This window comes from Methylibium sp., assembly GCF_965279545.1.
Lineage (GTDB): Bacteria > Pseudomonadota > Gammaproteobacteria > Burkholderiales > Burkholderiaceae_C > Methylibium.
The window spans coordinates 3,160,117-3,181,965 of record NZ_OZ257250.1 but is presented as its reverse complement, the minus strand read 5'-3'; the positions used below and the strand labels follow the sequence as shown (position 1 = coordinate 3,181,965).

Here is a 21,849-nt window from a genome sequence, read left to right as displayed (position 1 = left end):
AAGCCGCCGGGAAACTCAGCGCGGTGGGGCGGGTGCGTGCAGGTGATCGGCGATGACCGACCGCCACAGCGCGTAGCCCTGCGCGTTGAGGTGCAGCGCATCCGGCCGGAAGAGATCGGCGCGCGGGCGGCCTTGATCGTCGAGCATCTTCGAATAGACGTCGATGAAGTCGAGCTTGGCCGTGCGTCGGCTGTAGCCGGCGATCAGGGTGTTGGTCGCCACCATTCGCGGCATCAACGCGGCCCGCAGCGGGCTCGGCTTGATCGACAGATAGGTGATGCGCGTGTCCGGCAGCGCCCGGCGCACGCCTTTCACGAAGGCGGTGAAGCTGGCGAGCACTTCCCGTGGCGTGCGGCCCTCGGCGAGGTCGTTGTCGCCCGCGTAGACGATCACCAGCCGGGGCCTGTACGGCAGCACCAGCTGCTCGACGTAGCGAGCACAGTCCGACATGCGTGAGCCGCCGAAGCCGCGATTGAGCACCGGTTCGGTCCCGAACTGCGTTTCGAGTCCGGGCCACAGCCGGATCGACGAGCTGCCGATGAACAGCACGCCGCCCGGCTGCGGCGCCCGGGCCCGGTCGGCCGCCGCGAAAGCGTCGAGGCTCTCCTGCCAGCGGTCATCGACTTGCGCGGCGCCGCTGGCCGCGCGTGCCGGCGCCGGTTGCCCGGCAGGCTGCGCCTGCACGGCCAGCGTCCAGAGTCCGAGGACGCACAGCGTCAAGGCCCGGCGAACCGCGCGCTCCATTCCTCGCTCCTTCCGGTGTCTGCGAACCCATCCCACCGTCGGCGAACAGATCCTTCAAGGTTCGCCGTGACGGCTTCGGCTCCGCGAACGAGCTATTTTGCGCCGGCCGCGACATCGCGTGACCCGGAGCACCGGCACGGCGGCATGCCGAAGCTCAGGCGATCCAGCCCCGCTGCCAGGCCATGCGCGCGAGCTCGAAGTCGCTCGTGGCCCCGAGCTTGGACTTGATCTGGTAGTGCACGTTGTGCACGGTCTTGACGCTCAGGCTGAGCGACTGCGCGATCTCCTGCGGCGTGCGCCCGCCGACCAGCAGCCGCATCACCTCGAATTCGCGTGGCGACAGGCCGTGCGCCGCGCTGTCCTGCGGGTCGAGCAGCACGCTGGTGACCTCGGTCGCCACGTCGGGGCTGAGCACGCGGCGGCCCCGGTGCACCTCGCGCACTGCTGTGACCAGCTGCGACGGCGCGCTGCTCTTGGTGACGTAGCCGAGTGCGCCGGCGCGCAAGGCCTGGGCCACCCACACCGGGTCGCGGTGCATGCTGAACGCGAGCATGCGGCACTGCTCGTCGCGCTGGCGCAGCCGCACCATCAGCTCCAGCCCGCCCATGCCGGGCAGCCCGAGGTCGACCACCACCACGTCCGGGCGCAGCGCGCGCCACTGGTTCATCGCCTCGCCGCCATCGCCCGCTTCGGCGACGACGACGATGTCGCTCTGCAGCTCGAGCAGCCGCTTGTAGCCCTCGCGCACGATGGCGTGGTCGTCGACCAGCATCACGCGGATCATGCGGCCTGCTCCGTTGCCCAGGCCGTCGGCGGCAGCGGCAGCGTGACCGCCAGCCGCATGCCGCCGGGCAGGCAGGGCGCCACGGCCAGCGTGCCGCCCAGCGCCGAGACCCGCTCGCTCATGCCCAGCAGACCATGCCCAGGTACCGGCACCGCCACGCCGACATGGCTGCCGTTGTCCGTCACTTCGATGCTCACCTGCCGCTCGGTGCAGGCGACATGCACCCGCGCCTGCGCGGCGTCGCCGTGGCGCACCGCGTTCGTCAGCGCCTCCTGCACGATGCGGTAGACGTGCACCCGCATCGAATCCGGAATGCGCGAGGTATCGCCGCTGATGTCGAGCGTGGCTTGCAGACCGCCCTGGGCCACGCGGCGCCGTGGCTGGGCCACCAGCGCCTGCAATGCCTGACCCAGGCCGAAGCGGTCCAGTGCCGGCGGCCGCAGGTCCGACAGCACGCGCTGCAGGCCTTCGAGCAGGTGGGCGGTGGTGCGCGACATCGCGTCGGCGCTGGGTTGCAGCTGCGGCAGCGACTGGCCGGCGAGCGTGGCCACCACCTCGGCCTCGGCCCGCAGCGCCGCGAGACTCTGGCCCATCTCGTCGTGCAGTTCGCGCGCCAGGCGTCGTCGTTCCTCTTCGCGCACCTGCAGCAGCCGCTCGGTCAGCAAGCGCTGGCGCGCCGTCGTCGCGGCCCAGCGCGCGGCCAGGCGGTTGAAGCTGTCGGCGATGTTGCGCAGTTCGTTCAGCGCGAACGGCGGCAGGCGGGCCGTCAGGTCGCCGCCTTCCAGCCGCGCCAGCGCCGCCAGCACCTCGTTGGCCGGGCGCAGCGAGCGGTCGACCAGCAGCGCCACGGCGGCCACCACCACCACGAAGCCGAGGCCGAAGCCGCCCAGCACCAGCCAGCGCTCCCACAGCATCTGACCCAGGCTGTCCCAGTTCGGCGTGACGACGATGGTCCCGGCGCGGATGCCCGCCTGCAGCTGCAACAGGCGCGTCGCCTGCGCCTTCTCGATCTTGCCGGTGCGGATCCACGGCGCCAGCAGGCGCCCGGCGTTCGACACGGGCTCCTCCGACAGGCAGGACTGCGCCAGCAGCCGGTCGCGCATCAGGTGCTGGACCTCGACGCAGAACGAGATGCGCCGTCCCAGCCGGTCCAGCGGCGTCAGCGGCACCTCGATGTCGATGCGATCGAACGACGAGGTGCGCCGCGCCAGGTCGTCGTTGAGCAGCTGCGCCACCAGCGACGCGGTGGCGGGCAGCTCGGCCGTCGCGGCCTGGCGCAGCACGCGCACCTCCCAGGCCGCCAGCGACAGCAGCACCGCGGCGGCGATCAGCACGATCCGCCAGATCAGTGCGCGTCGCAGGTAGAGGACCGGTCGTGCGGCGGGCAGGGCCGCAGCCGGGTGTGCGAGGCGACGCGCAGGAACGACGGGGTGAGAGTGGGGCATGGGCGGCGCAGTGAGTCGCCCATCTTGCACGAAGGCCACCGGCCCCCCGGCGATGCGACGGGGTGCCGGGCAGTTTGCCCGTTCCCGGGGCATGTGCCGTCAGGGCCGGGCGAGGCCACTCGGCACAGTGGTGCGCCGGTGCCCGGAGCTCGCCTGAGCAGCGCGAAAAAGGCAAGAAACCGGGGCGTCCGCGAGGACGCCCGCAAAGCCGTCGGCTCGGCTCGAGTCGGTCAGAAGGTGTGGTTGATGCCCACGTTCAACAGCGTCGTCTTGGCACCCTGCGCCGGCACACCCGCGGCGACGATGGTGGTCTTGATCGTCGCGCCGGCCTTCGCGTCGACGTAGGCGCCCTGCACGTAGAGCAGCGTGCGCTTGGACAGCGAGTAGTCGTTGCTGATCACCAGGTTGCGCGTCGCGTCGCTGTGGTTGCGCCGGTCCTTGTTGTCGTAGTAGGCCACCGTCAGCTTGTTCGCCGCGCTCCAGTCGCAGTCCACGCCCAGACTGATGCCGTTGACGTCCGACACCTCCGCGCCACTCGGGTCGGCGTTCTTCACGTTGAGGTAGTTGGCCTTCAGCGTGAAGTCGCCGATCGGCACGGCGCCGCCGAAGCCGAGGTGCTTCACGACGGGCTCGCCGGTCGTGCCGTCTTTCATGTTCTGGTACGAGAACGACAGCACCACCGGACCGGTGTAAGTCACGCCGGCCGCGAGGACGCTGTTCTTCTTCAGGCTGCCCGCCGCCTCGCCCAGCGCGTAGGCCAGGCCCACCTGCACCGGGCCGAAGGCGTTGCGGTACTGGATCGCGTTCTTCAAGAAGATGCCGACGTCGTTGTTCGCGTTGATACCGGCCGGTGCCGGGCCGAGGGTGGCCGCGTACTGGTTGTAGGCGAACAGGTAGATGTTCGAGAACTGCTCCTTGAACGCGCGCGGCTCGGTCGCCAGGTGGGCCAGCAGCGCCGGGCCGTACTGGCGCCCGAACGCCACCTGGCCCCAGTCCCCCGACAGCCCGAGGTTGGCCTGGCGGCGGAACAGGATCGGGCCGGAGCCGGCCGCGTCGCCGGTGCCGTGGAACTCGCCGGTATCGACGTCGAAGTGCGTCTCGAGGTTGAAGAAGACCTTCAGGCCGTTGCCCAGGTCCTCCTTGCCGCGAAAGCCCCACACGCTCTGGCGGTAGCCGCTGGTGGCCACCTGGGTCAGGCTGCCGGCGGTGCCGGACTTCGATTGCGTCAGCACGCCGATGTCGACGATGCCGTAGATCTGCACCGACGGCTCGTCGGCGGCGGCGAGGCCGGTGCCCAGGCCGAGGGCCAACGCGATGGCGGTCGCGCGCCAGGGCAGGGCGGGAGCGGAAAGGCGGGTGTGCTTGGTGAACATGGTGGGTGTCTCCTCTGTGCTTGTTGGTGTTCGATGCGCGGCCGCCTGTGCCCGTCGCGGGCCGGGCGGTCCTTGTGTCTTTCGTCGGTGGGGTGTGCGTGCGTGGGGATCGAGGGCTGGCTCACCTCCCTCGTTCCGTGCCGGGGTGCGGCGTCGGCGCGCTCAGCAGGATCTCGCGCCCCACCTTTGTGATATCGGTATGGCCGGTGAAGGCCATCGTGATGTCGAGCTCGTTGCGCAGGATCTCCAGCGCGCGGGTCACGCCGGCCTGGCCCATCGCCCCCAGCCCGTACAGGAAGGCCCGCCCGATCATCGTGCCGCGCGCCCCCAGCGCGACCGCCTTCAGCACGTCCTGCCCCGAGCGGATCCCCCCGTCCATCCACACCTCGATCCGATCGCCCACCGCCTCGGCGATCGCCGGCAGCGCCGCGATCGAGGACGGCGCCCCGTCGAGCTGCCGCCCGCCGTGGTTCGACACCACCAGCGCATCGGCCCCGCTGTCGGCCGCCAGCTTCGCGTCGGCCACCTCCATGATCCCCTTCAGGATCAGCTTGCCGCCCCAGCGCTGCTTGATCCACGCCACGTCGTCCCAGCCCAGCCGCGGATCGAACTGCTCCTTCGTCCACGTCCCCAGCGAAGACATGTCGCTCACCCCCTTGGCATGCCCGATCAGGTTGCCGAAGCTGTGGCGCCGCGTCCCGGCCATCCCCAGGCACCAGCGCGGCTTCATCGCCAGGTTCACCAGGTTCGCCAGCGTCGGCTTCGGCGGCGCCGTCATGCCGTTCTTCAGATCCTTGTGGCGCTGCCCCAGCACCTGCAGGTCCAGCGTCAACACCAGCGCCGAGCAGCGCGCCGCCTTGGCGCGCTCGATCAGCCGCTCCATGAAATCGCGGTCCCGCATCCAGTACAGCTGGAACCAGAACGGCGCCTGGGTGTGCGCGGCGATGTCCTCGATCGAGCAGATGCTCATCGTCGACAGCGTGAACGGGATGCCGAAGGCCTCGGCGGCGCGCGCGCCCAGGATCTCGCCGTCGGCGTGCTGCATGCCGGCGAGGCCGGTCGGGGCGACGACCACCGGCATGGCGCAGTCCTGGCCGGCCAGCGTGGTGCGCAGCGAGCGGCCCTCCATGTTCACCGCCACGCGCTGGCGCAGCAGGATGCGGGCGAAGTCGGCCTCGTTGGCGCGGTAGGTGCCCTCGGTCCACGAGCCCGAGTCGGCGTAGTCGTAGAACATCCTCGGCACGCGCTGCTTGGCCAGCACCCTCAGGTCTTCGATGCAGGTGATCACGGGCATGGGGGATCGGCGTTGCGGTGGGAGGTGCTTGCGTCGGCGGCGGGCTGAACGCGGCCGGGCGCCGGCGCGAGACGCGCCGGGACCGTCGGGTGTCAGATCGGAAAAGAGGCCCGCCCCGCGGGGCGGAGCGGGCTCAAGCGTCGCTGCGTGGCGACACGATGACGAAACTCAGCCGTGCTGGATGTAGACCACGTGGGTCTCGGTGAACTCGTACAGGCCGTGCTTGCCGTCGGCCCCGCCGATGCCCGACTTCTTGCGCCCGGCGTGGAAGCCCTGCATCGCCTCGAAGTGCTCGCGGTTCACGTAGGTCTCGCCGAACTGCAGGTCGCGCACCGCGCGCATCGCCGAGTTCAGGTCGCGCGTGAAGATCGACGAGGTCAGGCCGTAGTCGGAGTCGTTCGACAGCGCGATCGCCTCGTCGAGCTCGTCGACCACCTGGATCGGCAGCACCGGACCGAAGATCTCTTTGCGCATGATTTCCATGTCGGCCTTGCAGTTCGCGATGACGGTGGGCTCGTAGTGGAAGCCCTTGTCGCGGTGGGCCTTCTGGCCGCCCTGAACGATGCTGGCGCCGGCCGCGCGGGCGCGGTCCACCATGCCCGCTACCTTGTCGAGGCCGGCCTGGCTGACCAGCGGGCCCATCGCCACGTCGGGCTGGGCCAGCGGGTCGCCGTACAGCGTGCCGGCCATGCGCGCGGCGATCTTGCTGGTGAACTCGTCGGCCACCTTGCGCTGCACGTACACGCGCTCGGCGCAGTTGCACACCTGGCCGGTGTTGATGACGCGCGAGTCGTAGATGGCCTTCACGGCCAGGTCGAGGTCCGCATCGGCCAGCACGATGGCCGGCGCCTTGCCGCCGAGTTCGAGGTTCACGCGCGTCAGGTTCTTCGACGCCGCCGCCATGATGCGGATGCCGGTCTCGACGCTGCCGGTGAACGACACGATGCCCACGTCACGGTGCGAGGTGAGCTGCGCACCGGCACCGGCGCCGGTGCCGCCGACCAGGTTGAACACGCCGCGCGGCAGGTCGGTCTGCGACGCCAGGCGCGCGAACTCGAAGGCGTTGATCGGCGTGATCTCGCTCGGCTTGATCACGATGGTGTTGCCGGTGATCAGCGCCGGTGCCAGCTTGCGCGCGATCAGGAAGAACGGGAAGTTCCACGGCAGGATGCCGGCGGCCACGCCGATCGGCTTGCGCATCAGGAAGATGCTCTCGCCGACGCGGTCGCTGGTCAGCACCTCGCCCTCGAGGCGGCGTGCCCACTCGGCCATGTAGTCCATGTAGTCGGCGGTGAAGTTCACCTCGACGCGCGCCAGCCCCAGCACCTTGCCCTGCTCGGACGTGATGGTGTGCGCCAGCTCCTCGACGTTCTCGCGCAGCTTGGCTGCAATGGCGCGCAGGTGCTGGGCGCGCTGGATCGCCGGCAGCTTCGCCCAGGCCGGCTGGGCAGCGCGCGCCGCTTGCACGGCCTGGTCGACCACGTCGTTCGGGGCATCGGGCACGTGCGCAAGCAACTCGTGGGTGGCCGGGTTGCGGACGTCGATCAGGGCACCCGAGCGGTTGGCCAGGAACTCGCCGTCGATGTAGTTTCTGTATTCGGTGACCATGGTGGTGTTGTCCTTCTGGGGTGGGGGAGGTGAGCGCTGACGCAAAGTCAAGAGGGGCTGCCGCTCGCTCAGGTCGCGGGCCGGGCGAAGCGTTTGCCCATCAGCTCGGACGCGAAGCCGAAGGCCACGCCGGCGAGCCAGGTGATCGAGACGAGCAGGATGGTTTCGTCGGCCTTGCCGCCGGCGCCGAAGAAGGACGCGGCGCCCAGGAAGGCGGCCGGCGTGTAGGCCAGCGCCGGGATGTCGGCCATCGCCACCAGCACGAAGGCGAGCACCGCGACCAGGCCGATCATCCAGGGCAGTCCGCCGCCGAGCGCGGTGACGGCGGCCATCGTGCCGGCCGTCAGCAGGATCGCGGCGATGCCGCCGGCCACCGACTTGTAGGCGCCCTGCGTGCCGCCGCCGGCGGCGAAGAACGCGGCCCAGGCGACGAAGCCGATCCACGGGTTGAAGCGCAGCTCGGGCCGGCCGATGCTGAGGTAGACCCACAGGCCGACGAGGGCGGCGATGCTGAGGGCGAGCGCGTGCAGCAGTTTCATGATGTCTTGTCTCCTTGCGTGTTTTTGAGGGACGAGTCACCCAGCGGCGGCGGACCTCGTGGTCCGCCGCCGGCAGGGATCGAACGGGGCGGGCTTACTTGCCCAGCTTGAAGACCAGCACCGTGCCGCCCTGCGGCACGAAGGTCTTGTGCTTGAGCACCGCGTTGAAGGCGCCCTGCATGCGTTCGGCGTCGACACCCCAGCCCGACTGCACGGCGATGTACTGCTCGCCGTCGACCTCGAAGGACGAGGGCACGCCGGTCACGCCCGAGCTGGCCGGGTACTCCCACAGCAGCTTGCCGGTGCTCGCGTTGAACGCATGGAACATGCGGTCATTCGTGCCGCCACCGAACACCAGGTTGCCGGCGGTCGCCATCAGCGGCCCCCAGTTCATCTCCGGGTAGGTGTGCGTCCAGACCTTCTTCTTGTCGGTGAGGCTCCATGCCTGCACTTCGCCGATGTGCTTCTTCGACTCGTCGGTCATGCGCACATTGGTCAGGATGTTGTCGAGCGCCACCCCGATGTAGAGGTCACCCTTCTTGTACTTGACGGCCTCGCCGGTCATCTCCGAGCACAGGTTGTTGTTCGCCGGGATGTAGAACATGCCGGTCTTCGGGCTGTAGGCCTCGGGGAACCAGTCCTTGCCGCCCCACAGCGAAGGACAGAAGCCGACCGTCTTGCCGGTGCCCGGCACCTTCGTCTGGTCGTAGGTCGGGCGGCCCGTCTTCGGGTCGACCGACTTGAACACGTTCTGCTTCACGTACGGCCAGGCATCGACGAAGTTGATCTTGCCGCTGGTGCGTTCGAGTTGCCACACGTAGCCGTTGCGGCCGGCGTGGACCAGCGACTTCACCTTCTTGCCGTTGCGTTCGACGTCGATCAGCAGCGGTGCCGACACTTCGTCCCAGTCCCAGGCGTCGTTCCAGTGGTACTGGTGATAGCCCTTCATCTTGCCGGTGTCGATGTCGAGCGCGAGCGTCGAATTGGCGAACAGGTTGTCGCCCTGGCGCGTGTCGGGCATCCAGGGCGCGGCGTTGCCGGTGCCCCAGTACGACAGCCTGGTCTCGGCATCGTAGGTGCCGGTGATCCACACCGAGCCGCCGCCGGTCTTGTAGGTCTCGCCCGGCCAGGTGTCGCCACCGGGCTCGCCCGGCGCGGGGATCGTGTAGGTGCGCCACACTTCCTTGCCGGTCTCGGCGTCGACGGCGATCACGTAGCCGCGCACGCCGTACTCGCCACCGGACACGCCCACCACCACCTTGCCATTGGCCACCAGCGGTGCCAGCGTCGAGTAGTAGCCGGCCTTCCAGTCGCCGATCGCGGTCTTCCAGAGCTCCTTGCCGGTGACGGGATCGAGCGCCACCACCATCGCATCGGTGGTCGCGAAATAGAGCTTGTCGTTGTAGAGCGCGACGCCGCGGTTGGTCGGGTGCAGCTGCTGCAGCTCCTCGGGGATCTGCTTCTTGTAGCGCCACAGTTCGCGGCCGCTCTTGGCCTCGAACGCGATCACCTGGTTGTTCGGCGTCGAGACGTACATGTAGCCGTTGTTGACGATCGGCGGCGCCTGGTGACCTTCGGTCATGCCGGTCACGTAGGACCAGGCCAGCGTCAGCTTCGACACGTTCTTGTCGGTGATCTTCTCCAGCGGGCTGTAGCCCCAGCCGGCGTAGTTGCCGCGGTACATCAGCCAGTTCCTGGCCTCGGGGTTCGCGAGCCGCGCGTCGGTGACCGGTGCGTAGGCAGGCAGCTCGGCCAGTGCAGCGAGCGGTGCGAGCATCAGGCAGGCAGCCAGTGGGGTCAGTGCAAGTTTCATGGGGTCTCCTCTGTAGTGGTTGTGGTGCGGTGGCGGTGTCTTCGGCGCGGCGGCCCGGTCGGTCTTGCGATCTCCTCGGGGGTGGAATTCAGCTGGATTGCTTGGCGCCCGGGCTCGCGCTGAAGGGCGCGGTGACCGCCAGCTCGCCGCGCTCGACCGCGACCGGCAGGTGCGGCAGGCTGCGCGGTGCCGGGCCGGCCATCACCTGGCCCGAGCGGCAGGGGTCGAAGCGCGAGAAGTGGCAGAAGCACAGCAGCGTCTTGCTCTCGGGCACCCACTCGCTGACGTCGCAGCCCTGGTGGGTGCACACGGCCGAGAAGGCGAGCACGCCGTCGGCCGAACGGGCGCGCGTGGCCTCGTCCAGCGAGCCTGGGTCGAGGCGGATCAGCAGCACCTTGTTCAGGCGCGAGCCGTCGCGCACCAGCTTCTGGTCGGCGTCGTACGGAAACGCGAACAACGGCTTCTCGCCGAGCTTCACGTCGGTTGCGGCCAGCGGCTTCGGCGCGCCGTCGGCACCGACGACCACCAATCGGTCGCCCTTCGTCGGGCGCTGTTCGGTGGGCTCGTCGGCCAGCGCGCGGTTCAGGCCGGCAGCATCGAGGCCGAAGCCGATGCAGGCACCGGCGCAAAGTTTCAGCGCCTCGCGGCGCCCCGGGCACGCGGCGGCGGACGAGGACGCGGTCGTCGCGCCGGGGATCATCTCTTTCTCGTTCATGGCGGCTTCGTCGGGGTTCGGTGGCGAGGGCTTTTTGCAATCCACATGCCATCACCAACGGGCCGCATGCCGCGCCGCCGCATCGACGGGTTTTTTCATGCGAATCAAGCACTTGCGGCATCGCATTCGGGTAAGTGCGAGTGATGCGGCGCGTGTGGACAGGTGAGGCGCACGAGGCCACAGGTGAGGCCTCGGGTGATGCGCCGGCGCCGCGCCGCGTGCGGCGCTGCGGGCCGATACCGACACACGAAAGCGCGCGCTTCGCTTAGAGTCGCGCTCGCGCAGCAAGACCCCGGCGCGGGCCACCAGTGCCGCATCGATCCGCGGAGGGCCCGGCCCTTCACGAGGCAGCGCGCGCATCGGAGCCGAGGGGCTCCCCGCACGGCGAGACACCCTTCGCCGCGCCGACCTCAAAGGAGCAGCTGTCTTGAACCTGTCCCATCAACACGTGGACGCGATCCGCCGGATCGCGTCGGGCACTGCACCCCAGGCCGGCACGCCCGACAGCCTGATCCATCGCTCCTGGCACCGCTGCGTCAACACGCACGGCCTCGACCCCGAGCAGTCCTTCGGTCTGCGCGTCGAGAGCTCGACACGGCTGCGCGAGTCGCGCGAGCGCATCGAGGAGTACCTGCAGGTCGCGCGCGGCGGCATGGAGCAGCTGTTCAAGCGCGTGTCCGATCTCGGCTATGTGCTGCTGCTGACCGACGCCGACGGCGTGACCGTCGACTACATCGGCAACGACTCCTGGGGCAAGGACGCGCAGCGCGCCGGGCTCTACCTCGGTGCCAACTGGAAGGAAGAGATCGCCGGCACCAACGGCATCGGCACCTGCATCTTCGAGCAGGCCGCGCTCACCTGCCACCGCGACGACCACTTCTACACCGGCAACGTCGGCCTGAGCTGCAACACCGCGCCGCTGTTCCATCCCGACGGCAAGCTGATGGGCATCCTCGACGTGTCGGCGCTCGCGATGCCCAACGCCCGCGAGAGCCAGCACCTCGCGCTGCACCTCACCACGCTGTACGGCCAGATGATCGAGGACGCCAACTTCGTGCGCCACTTCCGCGACCACTGGATCCTGCGGCTGGCTACCAGCTGGGCGCTGGTCGACGTGCTGGGCGACATGATGCTGGCCTTCGACAGCGACGGCGTGCTGGCCGGCGCCAGCACCGGCGCGCGCAAGTGGCTGCGCGGCCTGGCGCTGCAGACCGGCGACGAGGCCATCGAAGGGCGCCACCTGACCGACGTGTTCCGCTGCTCGATGGACGACATCTGGCGCCTCGCGCGTTCGTCCAACGTGATGGACCGCGCGTTGCTGTCCGCCTTCGACCATCAAAGCTACTTCGGCAGCGTGGTCGCGCCGCGCATGCGCAGCCTGTCGTCGATGCAGGGTCACCGCGACGTGACGGACGTGCCCGCGCTCGCCCCGGCCAGTCCGGCGCTCGAGCGCCTGGCCGGCGACGACAAGCAGATGCGCGCGCTGCAGGACCAGGCGCGCCGCCTGGCCAACAAGCGCATCAACATCCTGATCCAGGGCGAGACCGGCACCGGCAAGGAAGTGTTCGCGAAGGCGCTGCACGAATCGAGCACGCGCGGCGACAAGCCCTTCGTCGCCGTCAACTGCGCGTCGATCCCCGAGTCGCTGATCGAGAGCGAGCTGTTCGGCTACACCGCCGGCACCTTCACCGGCGCACGCAGCCGCGGCATGAAGGGCCTGATCCTGCAGTCGCACGGCGGCACGCTGTTCCTCGACGAGATCGGCGACATGCCGCTGCACCTGCAGACCCGCCTGCTGCGCGTGCTGTCCGAGCACGAGGTGCTGCCGCTCGGCGCCGACCGGCCGATTCGCGTGGAGCTGACCGTCATCGCCGCGTCGCACCGCGACCTGCGCCAGCTCATCGCCGCCGGCAGCTTCCGCGAAGACCTGTACTACCGGCTGTGCGGCGCCACGCTGCCGCTGCCCGCGCTGCGCGACCGCCGCGACCTCGGCTACCTGATCGACCTCATCCTGCGCGAGGAGGCCGAGCAGCTCGACACCCGCGCCTGCATCGCCGACGAAGCGCTGGAGCTGCTGGAGCGCTATGAATGGCCCGGCAATGTGCGGCAGCTGCGCAATGTGCTGCGCTTCGGCCTCGCGCTGTCCGACGGCGAAGGCATCTATCCGGAGCACCTGCCGCCGGAGATCACCGCGCCGTCGGCGCAGCCTGCCGGCGTGGCGCCGACGGGCAGCATGCCGGCGTTGCCCGCGCCGCACGCCCGCAGCGCCGCAGCGCAGGGTGACGGCCGTGCGGCGTCGCGCCCCCCCGAGGCCGAGCGGCTGCTCGCCGCCCTGCACAAGCACCGCTGGAACATCACCGCCGTGGCCGCGCAGGCCGGGCAGAACCGCACCACCATCTACCGGCAGATGAAGCGCTTCGGCATCGTCTCGCCGACGCAGGCTGCGCTGCCCGCCGACCGCTAGGGTCCCCAGACCCTAGAATCGCTGCGTACCCGTCATTGGGGAGTAGCCGCCCTGCAGCCGCAGGGGCTCGCGTCAACACACTTGGCCCGCAGGCCGTGGTGCGAGCAGCTTCCAGCCTGGCAAGACCTTTGACCGCACCGCTTCGGCATGGGCCGCAGAGGCCGTGTGGTCATTGCGTCTCCCGGCCCCGGTGAATCACATGGAAGCTTTTCTCGTCTCGACCGGCGTCGTCGCCCTCGGTGAAATGGGCGACAAGACGCAGCTGCTGGCCCTGCTGCTGGCGGCGCGCTTTCGCCGGCCCGTGCCCATCGTGCTGGGCATCCTGGTCGCCACGCTGATCAACCATGCCGGCGCCGCCGCGGTCGGCGGCTGGATCGCCCGCGCGCTGGGGCCCGACCTGCTGCGCTGGGTGATCGGGGGCTCCTTCCTCGCGATGGCCGCGTGGATGCTGGTGCCCGACAAGATGGAGGGCGAAGCCGGTGGCGGCCGCCAGCGCTTCGGCGTGTTCGGCACCACCGTGCTGGCCTTCTTCCTCGCCGAGATGGGCGACAAGACGCAGATCGCCACCGTGGCGCTCGCCGCGCGCTACAGCGACCTGCTCGCCGTCGTCACCGGCACCACGCTGGGCATGATGCTGGCCAACGTGCCGGTGGTGCTGCTCGGCGACGCCGTGGCGAAGAAGGTCTCGATGCAACTGGTGCACGGCATCGCGGCGCTGCTGTTCGCGGTGCTGGGCGTGCTGACGCTGTTCAACGTGGGCAAGCTATTTTGATGACGGCACGGCGCTAGGCGCGCAGCTGCCGCAGCGGCGCGCGCATCTGCTCACCCAGGCGCTGCACCAGCGCCGCGTCGGCGGCCGGCGAGGCGGCCAGGATGATCGTCACCGCCGGCAGCGCCGGAAAGCCCTGCTGCGGCGTCAGCACCACCGCGCCGGGTGGCACGCAGCTCTCGGCCACCACCGACACCGCGAAGCCGGCGCGCACCGCCGCCTGGATGGCCGCCATGCTGCGGCTGGTGCAGACGATGCGGTGCTCGCGCCGCCGCTTGCGCAGCTGCGCCAGCGCCCACTTGCGGAAGATGCAGCCGTCGGGGAACAGCGCCAGCGGCAGGCAGTCGAGCTTGGCCACGTCGTGCTGGCTCGATGCCGTCCACACCACGCGCTCGGTGCGCAGCACCAGGCCCTCCTGGGTGTCGGTCTCGGCCGACAGGATGGCCAGGTCGAGCTGGCCGTCGGCCAGCAGCGGCCGCAACTCGGCGCTCGGCGCGCACAGCACCTCCACATGCGCCCGCGGCGCCAGCCGCGCCAGTGCGGCCAGCAGCGGCGCCATCAGCACCGGGATGTAGTCGTCGGGCAGGCCCACGCACAGCGCGCCGCCGAACTCGGGCGCACGAAAGTGCGCCAGCGCCTCGCTCTGCAGCGCCAGCATGCGCCGCGCGTAGCGCACGAGCTCGGTGCCGTCGTGCGTGAGCACCAGGCGCCGGCCCTCGCGCTGCAGCAGCACGCGCTCCAGGGAAGCCGCCAGCTTGGCCAGGTGCACGCTCACCGCCGAGGGCGTCTTGTGCACCAGGTGGGCGGCGCCCTTGCAGCTGCCGGCGTCGGCAAAGGCCACCAGGGTGCGCAGCTGCTCGATGTCCAGAACCATGATGAAGCAACAGTTTACGGAACGTGAATCGTCACGCCACGAAGTTTCGATATTCGCGTGTTCCCGGGCAGCCTAGAGTGGGTTGATCCCCCGCTCTCCGCAAGCCCCACGATGTCTTTGCTGCAACTGCGCAAGCTGGTGGTCCAGCTCGAGGAAACCCACACCGAGATGGGCCGCCCGGTCAGCCCGCCGTCCCGCAAGGTCACCGTGGCGGCGGTCATCCAGAACCCCTGCGCCGGCCGCTACGTGGAAGACCTGGCGCCGCTGTACGACCTGGGCGCCGAGGTGGGCGAGCTGCTGGCCCGCCGCGGCGTGCAGGCGCTGGGCGTGGCGCCCGACGAGGTGCAGGCCTACGGCAAGGGCGCCATCGTGGGCCTGGACGGCGAGATCGAGCATGCCGCGGCCATCTTGCACCCCAAGTTCGGCGCGCCGGTGCGCAAGGCCGTGCACAAGGGCGACGACATCATTCCCGGCACCAAGAAGATGGGCGGGCCGGGCGCGCTGATCGTGATGCCGGTGACCAACAAGAACAGCATCTGGAACTTCGACGACATGGACGCTGCGGAGATCGCGATCGCCGACGCACCGCGCCCGGACGAGATGCTGATCGCGCTGGTGCTGGCGATCGGCGGGCGGCCGCTGCACCGGGTGAAGAAGCCCGCATGAAGACAAAGGAGACAGCCATGTTCTTCAAAGCGATCGTCCTCCTGAAGCGGCGCGACGACATGAGCGCGCAGGACTTCGCCTCGTGGTGGCTGGGCCAGCACGCCGCGCTGGCGCGCCAGCTGCCCGGCCTGCGCGGCCTGCGCTTCAACCTGGTAACGGCCGACGGCGAAGGCGCCATCGACGGCGTGTCCGAGCTGTGGTTCGACAGCCAGGAAGCCTTCGCGGCGGCCTACGACACCAAGCAGGGCCGCGCGGTGGCGGCCGACTCCACGGCGCACCTGTCGCGGCGCGAGCGCCTGTTCGTCGACGAGCACACGCTGGTCGACACCGGCGTCTGAGCCCCGGCCCACCCAGCTCGACACGGAGCACGACGATGGGCGACAGCCTCAACACCGCGCTGCTGCAGCGCGACCACCGCCACATCGTGCACTCGCTGCACAACGAGGCCGCCCACCTGGCCGGCAACGTGTGGGTGAAGGGCGAGGGCACCACGCTGATCGACGCCGACGGCCAGCGCTACATCGACGCCATGTCGGGCCTGTGGAACGTGACGCTGGGCTACGGCCGCCGCGAACTGGTGGACGCCGCCGCCGCGCAGATGGGCGAGCTGGCCTATGCCTCCGGCTACGCCGGCAGCACCAACCTGCGCGCGATGGAGCTGGCCGAGAAGCTGGCCGCCGACCGCGTGTACCCCAACACGCACCGCTTCTTCTTCACCTCGGGCGGCGGCGAGTCGACCGACAGCACCCTCAAGACCGCGCGCTACTACTGGAAGGCGCAAGGCAAGCCCGGCAAGTACAAGACCATCAGCGTGCTGGGCGGCTACCACGGCGTGACGCTCGCCGCCATGTGCGCCACCGGCATGCCGGCCTACTGGCCGGCCTTCGAGCCGCGCATGCCGGGCTTCGTGCACATCCCCAACCACGACGTGTACCGCTGCGTGGTGCCGCCCGGTGCCGACCCGGCCACCGCCGCGGCCGACGAGCTGGAGCGCGCCATCCTGGCCGAGGGCCCCGACAGCGTGGCGCTGTTCATTGCCGAGCCGGTGATGGGCGGCGGCGCCCACGTGCCGCCGGCGGGCTACTTCCGCCGCATCCGCGAGATCTGCGACCGCTACGACGTGCTGTTTGCCACCGACGAAGTCATCACCGGCTTCGGCCGCACCGGCAAGCTCTTTGCGCTGGGCCACTGGGGCAGCGACGTGCAGCCCGACCTGGTGCAGTTTGCCAAGGGCATCACCAGCGGCTACGTGCCGATGGGCGGCGTGGGCCTGTCCGACAAGGTGGCCGCCGTGTTCGACCGCCCGGGCGCCGACCCCTGGATGCACTGCTACACCTACAGCGGCCACCCGGTGGCCTGCGCGGTGGCGCTGGCCACGCTGGACGTCATCGAACGCGAAGGCCTGCTGGCGCGCGCACAGGTGCTGGGCGAGCGGCTGCTGTGCGGCCTGCGCGGCGCGCTGGGCGGCCACCCGAACGTGGGCGACATCCGCGGCCTGGGCCTCATGGCCGCGGTGGAGCTGGTAGAAGACCGATTCACCAAGAAGCCGTTCGACCCCGCCCGCAAGACGGGCCCGCAAGTGCTGGCCCAGGTGCGCCAGCGCGGCGTGGTCACGCGCGGCCGCGGCGACACCCTCTACCTGGGCCCCGCGCTGGTGAGCGACGAGGCCACGATCGACCGCATCGTGGAGGCGGTGGCCGAGGGGGTGGGGGCGGTGTTGCCGGGGTAGGCGACCACGCCGCGCGCGGTGCGCCAACTGGATCAGCGCTCATTCTTTCCATGGCGTCGGGTACTTGCCCGACGCCGTGATCATTTAGGCCGCCTGAGTCTGCGCTCAACAGAAAAACTGCGTCTTTCTCCTGTGGTGAGCTGGACCTATCAACAGGCGAAGGGATTGCGTTAGACCCACTGTGCGGCTAACGTCCGCGGCGTCTAAATCTAGGCAGCACGCAATTCAACGTTGCCTCCGTACTGCCCAAACACTTCACGGCTTCTAGGCATACATATGTTCCCCCTACTTGCTGGACTGTTCGGAGTAGTTATTGGCCTGCTAACCAGCCCCAATCCGCTGCTTGCGGCCATCTGCGGCGCCTTTTTGGCATTTGTTGCATGGGCGATCACCGGCTTCAAGATTGGCGGAACGGCCTCAAATGAAAGCGCATCAGCTCAAAGCCATTTACCAACCCAGAAGGATCACGTTTCGGCAACGCTTGCAAGCATCTCCCAGGTTGCCGAGGTTGCGACATCTCAAACAACACCTATAGATCACGATGCCGAGCGTAAGTGGCGGCGCTTCAAGATCAAGGCATTTCTTTTGGTCACTGCTGTCATCATTGCCGCAAACTACGAGCGATGCACTGAGACACCGCAAGAGCGCACCCGAAAAGACATGCTGTCCACACAACGATTGCAAAGCATCGCCAGTGAGGAGGCGTATCAGGATTGCAAGGATAACGGAAGCGAGCAAGAGTGCCGCGCGGCAGCGCGGCGTGCAGCGGAACTTGCGCGCGAAAAGGCCAGGGTCATCTATGGCCGCTAACCACGCTTTCGCTGGGCGAGTGCTGCCTAACAGGCTGTTGAAGAACTCGCTCTGAGGCCGAGTTTTCTCATCATTGATGTTGAGATGACGTTCATCCAGTGTGCGAGGCGGTCGAGACGGCGCCTCTGCAGGCTTTCTGCGCAGCATTACGCCGTCGCAGGGCACGCATTGCGGCCTTCTCACCGTTCATTGCGCTGCCTGCGGGCGCAACTGCGCCAAGCTGCGCATGCGCGTGAGGTTGTAAGCCGTCATCGTCAACGCGAAGAGTGCATCGACCTTGTCCAGCCCGCGCACCATCACCTGGCGGATCGGACCCACCGTCTTGCCCCAGCCGAAGCACTGCTCGATGCACTTGCGCTTGATCTGGCTGATCTCGTAGCCGCGGTGCCGGGTGGTCCTGCCGTCGATGGCGCTGCCGCCGTTGCGCTTGATGTTCTGCGCCACGTGCGGCGTGACCCCGATGTCGCGGCAGGCCTGCACGAAGCCGCGCGTGTCGTAGTTCTTGTCGGCGCCCACGGTGATGATGCGGCTGTCTCTGCTGGCGTCCTCGAGCATGCGCGCCGCGCTGTCGCGCTCGGCCATGCTGTTGGCCGGGCTGGCGTGCGCGTTGACCACCAGCCCGTGGCGGTTGTCGGTGAGCGCGTGTCCGAGATAGCTCAACAGCGCCGGCGCGGCGTTGCTCTTCCTGTACAGCCGAGCCTCGGGGTCGGTCTTGGATTCGTGCGTGTCATTGCTGCGCGGCTCGCCACGCCAGTCTTCGGGTGGGCGTCCGTCGTCCGAGCCGTCCTTGCGCCGCAGGCTCTTGTGACCGGCCCAAGCTTGGATCAGGGTGCCGTCGACGCTGAAGTGTTCGCCCGACAGCAACCCGCGCGCCCGGGCCATCTCCACCGTGGCGTTGAACAGCGTGGTCACCGCGTCGTGCTCGATGATGCGGTCACGGTTCTTGCTGAACACCGAGTGATTCCACACCGCATCATCGATGGACAGGCCGACGAACCAGCGAAACAGCAGGTTGTAGTTGATCTGCTCGACGAGCTGCCTCTCGCTGCGCACGCTGTAGAGCACCTGCAGCAGCATCGCGCGCATGAGCTTCTCCGGCGCAATGCTCGGGCGTCCGCCCTTGATGTCGGCCTCGTACATCGCCGAGAAGCAGGTGTCCATCTGCGCCAGCGCATCGTTGACCCACTGGCGGATCGGCCGCAGCGGATGCTCGGACGGCACGAAGTCTTCGAGCCGTATCGTGCTGAACAGGCTCTCGTTGTAGCTGTCGCTGCCTCGCATCGTCTACGCCCCTTCCTTCGCTATCCCCGCCGCGCATGCTCGCTCAAACGACAAAGCTCAGGGGGGTATTTCAACAGCCTGCTAACCCTTTACAGGGACTTCCCCATCTGTCAAGCGAAAGAGATTTACCGAGCCGCGCGAGCGGCTCGAATCACTTCTGATTCCATCTTCTGTCGCTTCACCGCGCTGCGTCGCGTCGATTCTTCGAGCCAGGTGCGGACGGACAAACTACAACCGGTCATCGATGCAGCGCTGCTCGTTGCCGAGCGTGGCTGCGGACCCTGATGAAAGACGCGCGCGGGGCCTCATTCGTTAGCCGCGGACAGCTCATGCTGCCGCCTTGAGTTGATCAGGCACACCTTGCGCAGGTCCAACCTCGCTCATCAATGCCTGGTGCATCACGCGGTGGAAAGAATCGGTCGTGGTCTTCTTCTTGGTCAGCGGTATTGGGTATTGGTTGTCGTCTACGCCGGCAACTCGAACTGCTCGCCGCGCGCCAGCATTGCCCAACACATGCGCGCGTTCTTGGCTGCGATCGCAACGACGGTGCCTTCCAGTAGCCTCGTCGCTGCTCGAGCGCGACGGCTCAGCGGCTCACCGCGTCGGTCTTGTTCTTGGCTGCTGCCAGCACCGCCCTGGCCTCTAGGATCAACATCGTGCGCAGGTACGCGTCGCCGGCCTCGGTGATGCGCACCAGCCGCGTCTTGCCGCCCGAGCTGTACTGCCCTGGCGTCAAGCCTGGCCAGGCAGCGAACTGCCGGCCGCGACAGGTGCATCAACTGGCGCGCTCGTTCGTCCTCGCGCGCGATGGTCTGGATATGCGCGTCGTACTGCGCGATGCGCTCGTCGAGCCGGTGCAGCTCGCTCAACAGATCGCCGCCGCATCGGCCGCGCCGTTCTTGCTGCGCGCGCCGCTCATGCGGTAGGGGGCGACGAACTTGGGGGCGATCAAGCGCACGGTGTGGCCGTGCGCGGCAAACAGCCGCGCCCAGTGGTAGCCACCCGAGCAGGCCTCCATCGCCACCGTGCACGGTGGCAGCGAGGCGATCAGCTCGTGTAGCTTGGCGCGCGGCATGCTCGGGCGCATCACGACAGGCTTGCCCCGTCCATCCACCCCATGAACTGCAAACACGTTCTTGGCGAGATCGATGCCGACGTGGACAATGCCCATGGGCTTCCCCTTCCGAGTGAGCTGATGAGAGTTCGCACTTCCCATCGCGGCGCTTCGTTGCCGGTCGCCGCTTCGCGGCCAGCTCGGGACGGGGATGCCTCTTTCATTCGTTGGGCATCTCACAACCAAAGGGGGAATGCATGAGCACATCCATACTGAGCAGCCATGCTGAGTCGTTGAATGCGAGAGTTGGAGCTGTCAGCCTTGGCGTTGCAGCATTCATGACCTTGTTGCTTTCACATACCGCTCTTCCACTGGCACCACTGCGCTTGATCACACTCGCGGTTGCAGCATTCGCCGCGTGGGCGTTTTGCGAAGAAATGGGTTTGAGGCGGCCGTTGAACCGTGCGGGATTTGTGTTCTTTGCCATAGCGGCTGCCACCAAGGTTCAAATCACATTGGGGCTGGCTTCTCAGCTCATCGGGCGCTACTACTTGCTGTACGCGGCGTTTCTGTTGGTGGCCGTGCTGCTCTGGTCGGTAGCGTTTCTGCACCGGCAGCGTGCGCTCAAGATGGTCGGCGCGCTTGGCGTAGCGGCCAGCTTGGCCCCCATCCTTGCGCTCGTCGTGGGGCATCTTGTCGTCGGGTTTGGCGCGGCGCTGGGCGTGGGTGCCATGCTGTCAGCGGCAGAAGGCGCGGCTCCTGCAAATCTGAGCTTTGTCACGTTAGTCGAGCGCCTGTTTGGGTTGTGGGGCTACCTGGCGGCCTGGATGCTGTGGCGGGGTCACATCAAGGCGCCCGCGCAGTGATACCCGACATTTCCGTCAAGCGCTGAGACTGTGCAATAACTGGATGACCAAGCATCCGAGATAGCGCTGACGAGCGACGTGATCGCAGCGTCGTTGAACCCTCGTCGCAGATATGCAGGAGGGGTCGATGGCACGTTACAAGCCCGTTCAGCGCAACGGCATCTTCGTGCCGGTGGTGTTTGCCGAGCAGATCCAGCCCGGCACCTTCGGGTTCGCGCTGCACCACCTGGTCGACGAAGAACCCGACCTCACGGCACTGGACGCCAAGTTCCGCAACGATGCGACTGATGCCTCGGCCTGCGACCCGCGCGTCATGCTCAAGATCGTGCTGCTGGCCTGCGACCGCCTGGGCCTGATCGGGCGCAGCATGTTCGCCATCGTCTTGCATCGTCGTTGCGACAGCCGATACCTTGCAACGTCCGCGCCGTACGGGCAGACTGCGACGGATGGAATTTCTACAACCTCGGTAGGCCGCACAAAGCCCGCTTCCGGCGCCCTGGCCAGCCTGGACGTGGACACTCGGGAAACAGCGATGCCAACTACCAAGCTCCAATCACCCGCCGCGAAGGCATCTGCCAAGAAGGCGGTCCGGGCAAGCAGAGCCGAGTCTCCCGCTGTGCTGATAGACGCAAAAATCAAGGAGCTGGGCGACTGGAGGGGCCAAGTGCTCTCCCGACTTCGCGCGCTGATCAAGGAAGCTGACCCCGAAGTAGCCGAGGAGTGGAAGTGGAACACTCCTGTCTGGTCACACAACGGGATCATCTGCACAGGCGAGGCATACAAGAAGGTAGTGAAGATGACCTTCGCCAAGGGAGCCTCGCTGGCCGATCCCTCGAGCCTCTTTAATTCAAGTCTCGAAGGAAATGTCCGACGCGCTATCGACTTCCATGAGGGCGCACAGATTGACGAAGAGGCTCTGAAGGCGCTCATTCGGGCCGCTGCGGCGACAAACATGTCCTCGGCCCGCGGCAAGTCGTTGTGACCCGGCTTTGTCGCAGCGCCGCTGGCTGCCGCTCACCTC

General features: G+C 68.2%; 19 protein-coding genes, 1 pseudogene and 1 riboswitch. Of the genes and pseudogenes, 8 read left to right on the top strand and 12 right to left on the bottom strand.

Annotated elements, in window-relative coordinates:
• Positions 1-15: 15 nt before the first annotated feature.
• The 9 genes from ACQY9S_RS14930 to ACQY9S_RS14890 all read right to left on the bottom strand — a co-directional run bounded on the left by ACQY9S_RS14930 (position 16) and on the right by ACQY9S_RS14890 (position 10,315).
• Positions 16-744: an SGNH/GDSL hydrolase family protein gene (locus ACQY9S_RS14930; RefSeq protein WP_428420611.1), complete on the bottom strand. Its 729-nt coding sequence runs from the start codon at positions 742-744 to the stop codon at positions 16-18.
• Positions 745-898: 154 nt separating this feature from the next.
• Positions 899-1,528 carry a response regulator gene (locus ACQY9S_RS14925; protein WP_428420610.1) on the bottom strand — a complete coding sequence of 210 codons (630 nt, stop codon included), beginning with the start codon at positions 1,526-1,528 and terminating at the stop codon, positions 899-901.
• Positions 1,525-2,973 (bottom strand): HAMP domain-containing sensor histidine kinase, encoded by a 1,449-nt coding sequence (locus tag ACQY9S_RS14920; protein ID WP_428420609.1) that lies wholly within the window; start codon positions 2,971-2,973, stop codon positions 1,525-1,527. The genes ACQY9S_RS14925 and ACQY9S_RS14920 overlap by 4 nt, the downstream gene beginning before the upstream one ends.
• Positions 2,974-3,203: 230 nt before the next feature.
• Positions 3,204-4,346 carry a porin gene (locus ACQY9S_RS14915; protein ID WP_428420608.1) on the bottom strand — a complete coding sequence of 381 codons (1,143 nt, stop codon included), beginning with the start codon at positions 4,344-4,346 and terminating at the stop codon, positions 3,204-3,206.
• 121 nt (positions 4,347-4,467) lie between these two features.
• Positions 4,468-5,640, bottom strand: a complete 1,173-nt coding sequence (locus ACQY9S_RS14910) for an alpha-hydroxy acid oxidase (RefSeq protein WP_428420606.1) — start codon at positions 5,638-5,640, stop codon at positions 4,468-4,470.
• A gap of 168 nt (positions 5,641-5,808) precedes the next feature.
• Positions 5,809-7,248: an aldehyde dehydrogenase gene (gene aldA, locus ACQY9S_RS14905; RefSeq protein WP_428420604.1), complete on the bottom strand. Its 1,440-nt coding sequence runs from the start codon at positions 7,246-7,248 to the stop codon at positions 5,809-5,811.
• 68 nt (positions 7,249-7,316) lie between these two features.
• Positions 7,317-7,787 carry a DUF1097 domain-containing protein gene (locus tag ACQY9S_RS14900; RefSeq protein ID WP_428420602.1) on the bottom strand — a complete coding sequence of 157 codons (471 nt, stop codon included), beginning with the start codon at positions 7,785-7,787 and terminating at the stop codon, positions 7,317-7,319.
• A 94-nt stretch (positions 7,788-7,881) separates the two neighbouring features.
• On the bottom strand, positions 7,882-9,600 hold the full coding sequence (locus tag ACQY9S_RS14895; RefSeq protein WP_428420600.1) for a methanol/ethanol family PQQ-dependent dehydrogenase: 1,719 nt from the start codon (positions 9,598-9,600) through the stop codon (positions 7,882-7,884).
• Between the two features lie 88 nt (positions 9,601-9,688).
• Complete coding sequence (locus tag ACQY9S_RS14890) at positions 9,689-10,315, bottom strand: ubiquinol-cytochrome c reductase iron-sulfur subunit (protein WP_428420599.1); 627 nt, start codon at positions 10,313-10,315, stop codon at positions 9,689-9,691.
• A 427-nt stretch (positions 10,316-10,742) separates the two neighbouring features.
• On the opposite strand from ACQY9S_RS14890, the gene ACQY9S_RS14885 reads away from it, so the two are divergent.
• Positions 10,743-12,779: a sigma-54-dependent Fis family transcriptional regulator gene (locus ACQY9S_RS14885; RefSeq protein ID WP_428420597.1), complete on the top strand. Its 2,037-nt coding sequence runs from the start codon at positions 10,743-10,745 to the stop codon at positions 12,777-12,779.
• A 25-nt stretch (positions 12,780-12,804) separates the two neighbouring features.
• Positions 12,805-12,975, top strand: a riboswitch (yybP-ykoY riboswitch).
• Positions 12,976-12,978: 3 nt separating this feature from the next.
• The gene (locus tag ACQY9S_RS14880) at positions 12,979-13,551 is read left to right on the top strand and encodes a TMEM165/GDT1 family protein (protein WP_428420596.1); all 573 of its coding nucleotides are present in this window, start codon (positions 12,979-12,981) and stop codon (positions 13,549-13,551) included.
• A 13-nt stretch (positions 13,552-13,564) separates the two neighbouring features.
• Here ACQY9S_RS14880 and ACQY9S_RS14875 read toward each other — a convergent pair whose 3' ends face one another.
• Entirely contained in the window at positions 13,565-14,422 is an 858-nt protein-coding gene (locus ACQY9S_RS14875; RefSeq protein ID WP_428420594.1) for a LysR substrate-binding domain-containing protein, read from the bottom strand.
• 111 nt (positions 14,423-14,533) lie between these two features.
• Here ACQY9S_RS14875 and ACQY9S_RS14870 point away from each other — a divergent pair, with 111 nt between their 5' ends.
• From ACQY9S_RS14870 to ACQY9S_RS14855, 4 genes are all read left to right on the top strand, one after another.
• Positions 14,534-15,088, top strand: coding sequence for an amino acid synthesis family protein (locus tag ACQY9S_RS14870; protein WP_428420593.1), 555 nt, complete (start codon positions 14,534-14,536; stop codon positions 15,086-15,088).
• 17 nt (positions 15,089-15,105) lie between these two features.
• Positions 15,106-15,426: an EthD family reductase gene (locus tag ACQY9S_RS14865; RefSeq protein WP_428420592.1), complete on the top strand. Its 321-nt coding sequence runs from the start codon at positions 15,106-15,108 to the stop codon at positions 15,424-15,426.
• A gap of 35 nt (positions 15,427-15,461) precedes the next feature.
• On the top strand, positions 15,462-16,817 hold the full coding sequence (locus ACQY9S_RS14860) for an aspartate aminotransferase family protein (RefSeq protein WP_428420591.1): 1,356 nt from the start codon (positions 15,462-15,464) through the stop codon (positions 16,815-16,817).
• 276 nt (positions 16,818-17,093) lie between these two features.
• Entirely contained in the window at positions 17,094-17,627 is a 534-nt protein-coding gene (locus ACQY9S_RS14855; RefSeq protein ID WP_428420590.1) for a hypothetical protein, read from the top strand.
• A gap of 186 nt (positions 17,628-17,813) precedes the next feature.
• Here the strand turns inward: ACQY9S_RS14855 and ACQY9S_RS14850 are convergent, their stop codons facing one another.
• Both ACQY9S_RS14850 and ACQY9S_RS14845 read right to left on the bottom strand, forming a co-directional pair.
• Positions 17,814-18,908 (bottom strand): IS5 family transposase, encoded by a 1,095-nt coding sequence (locus ACQY9S_RS14850; protein ID WP_428420589.1) that lies wholly within the window; start codon positions 18,906-18,908, stop codon positions 17,814-17,816.
• Positions 18,909-19,372: 464 nt separating this feature from the next.
• A pseudogene (locus tag ACQY9S_RS14845) lies at positions 19,373-20,079 on the bottom strand (transposase).
• Between the two features lie 140 nt (positions 20,080-20,219).
• On the opposite strand from ACQY9S_RS14845, the gene ACQY9S_RS14840 reads away from it, so the two are divergent.
• A complete protein-coding gene (locus ACQY9S_RS14840) occupies positions 20,220-20,828 on the top strand; it encodes a hypothetical protein (RefSeq protein WP_428420588.1) in 609 nt (202 codons plus the stop codon).
• A gap of 532 nt (positions 20,829-21,360) precedes the next feature.
• A complete protein-coding gene (locus ACQY9S_RS14835) occupies positions 21,361-21,810 on the top strand; it encodes a DUF1801 domain-containing protein (protein WP_428425769.1) in 450 nt (149 codons plus the stop codon).
• The last annotated feature ends 39 nt before the right edge of the window (positions 21,811-21,849 follow it).

Coding starts and splice junctions, on each gene's coding strand:
- ACQY9S_RS14930 (WP_428420611.1), bottom strand. CDS start 744: ATGGAGCGCGCGGTTCGCCGGGCCTTGACGCTGTGCGTCCTCGGACTC.
- ACQY9S_RS14925 (WP_428420610.1), bottom strand. CDS start 1,528: ATGATCCGCGTGATGCTGGTCGACGACCACGCCATCGTGCGCGAGGGC.
- ACQY9S_RS14920 (WP_428420609.1), bottom strand. CDS start 2,973: ATGCCCCACTCTCACCCCGTCGTTCCTGCGCGTCGCCTCGCACACCCG.
- ACQY9S_RS14915 (WP_428420608.1), bottom strand. CDS start 4,346: ATGTTCACCAAGCACACCCGCCTTTCCGCTCCCGCCCTGCCCTGGCGC.
- ACQY9S_RS14910 (WP_428420606.1), bottom strand. CDS start 5,640: ATGCCCGTGATCACCTGCATCGAAGACCTGAGGGTGCTGGCCAAGCAG.
- aldA (WP_428420604.1), bottom strand. CDS start 7,248: ATGGTCACCGAATACAGAAACTACATCGACGGCGAGTTCCTGGCCAAC.
- ACQY9S_RS14900 (WP_428420602.1), bottom strand. CDS start 7,787: ATGAAACTGCTGCACGCGCTCGCCCTCAGCATCGCCGCCCTCGTCGGC.
- ACQY9S_RS14895 (WP_428420600.1), bottom strand. CDS start 9,600: ATGAAACTTGCACTGACCCCACTGGCTGCCTGCCTGATGCTCGCACCG.
- ACQY9S_RS14890 (WP_428420599.1), bottom strand. CDS start 10,315: ATGAACGAGAAAGAGATGATCCCCGGCGCGACGACCGCGTCCTCGTCC.
- ACQY9S_RS14880 (WP_428420596.1), top strand. CDS start 12,979: ATGGAAGCTTTTCTCGTCTCGACCGGCGTCGTCGCCCTCGGTGAAATG.
- ACQY9S_RS14875 (WP_428420594.1), bottom strand. CDS start 14,422: ATGGTTCTGGACATCGAGCAGCTGCGCACCCTGGTGGCCTTTGCCGAC.
- ACQY9S_RS14870 (WP_428420593.1), top strand. CDS start 14,534: ATGTCTTTGCTGCAACTGCGCAAGCTGGTGGTCCAGCTCGAGGAAACC.
- ACQY9S_RS14865 (WP_428420592.1), top strand. CDS start 15,106: ATGTTCTTCAAAGCGATCGTCCTCCTGAAGCGGCGCGACGACATGAGC.
- ACQY9S_RS14860 (WP_428420591.1), top strand. CDS start 15,462: ATGGGCGACAGCCTCAACACCGCGCTGCTGCAGCGCGACCACCGCCAC.
- ACQY9S_RS14855 (WP_428420590.1), top strand. CDS start 17,094: ATGTTCCCCCTACTTGCTGGACTGTTCGGAGTAGTTATTGGCCTGCTA.
- ACQY9S_RS14850 (WP_428420589.1), bottom strand. CDS start 18,908: ATGCGAGGCAGCGACAGCTACAACGAGAGCCTGTTCAGCACGATACGG.
- ACQY9S_RS14840 (WP_428420588.1), top strand. CDS start 20,220: ATGAGCACATCCATACTGAGCAGCCATGCTGAGTCGTTGAATGCGAGA.
- ACQY9S_RS14835 (WP_428425769.1), top strand. CDS start 21,361: ATGCCAACTACCAAGCTCCAATCACCCGCCGCGAAGGCATCTGCCAAG.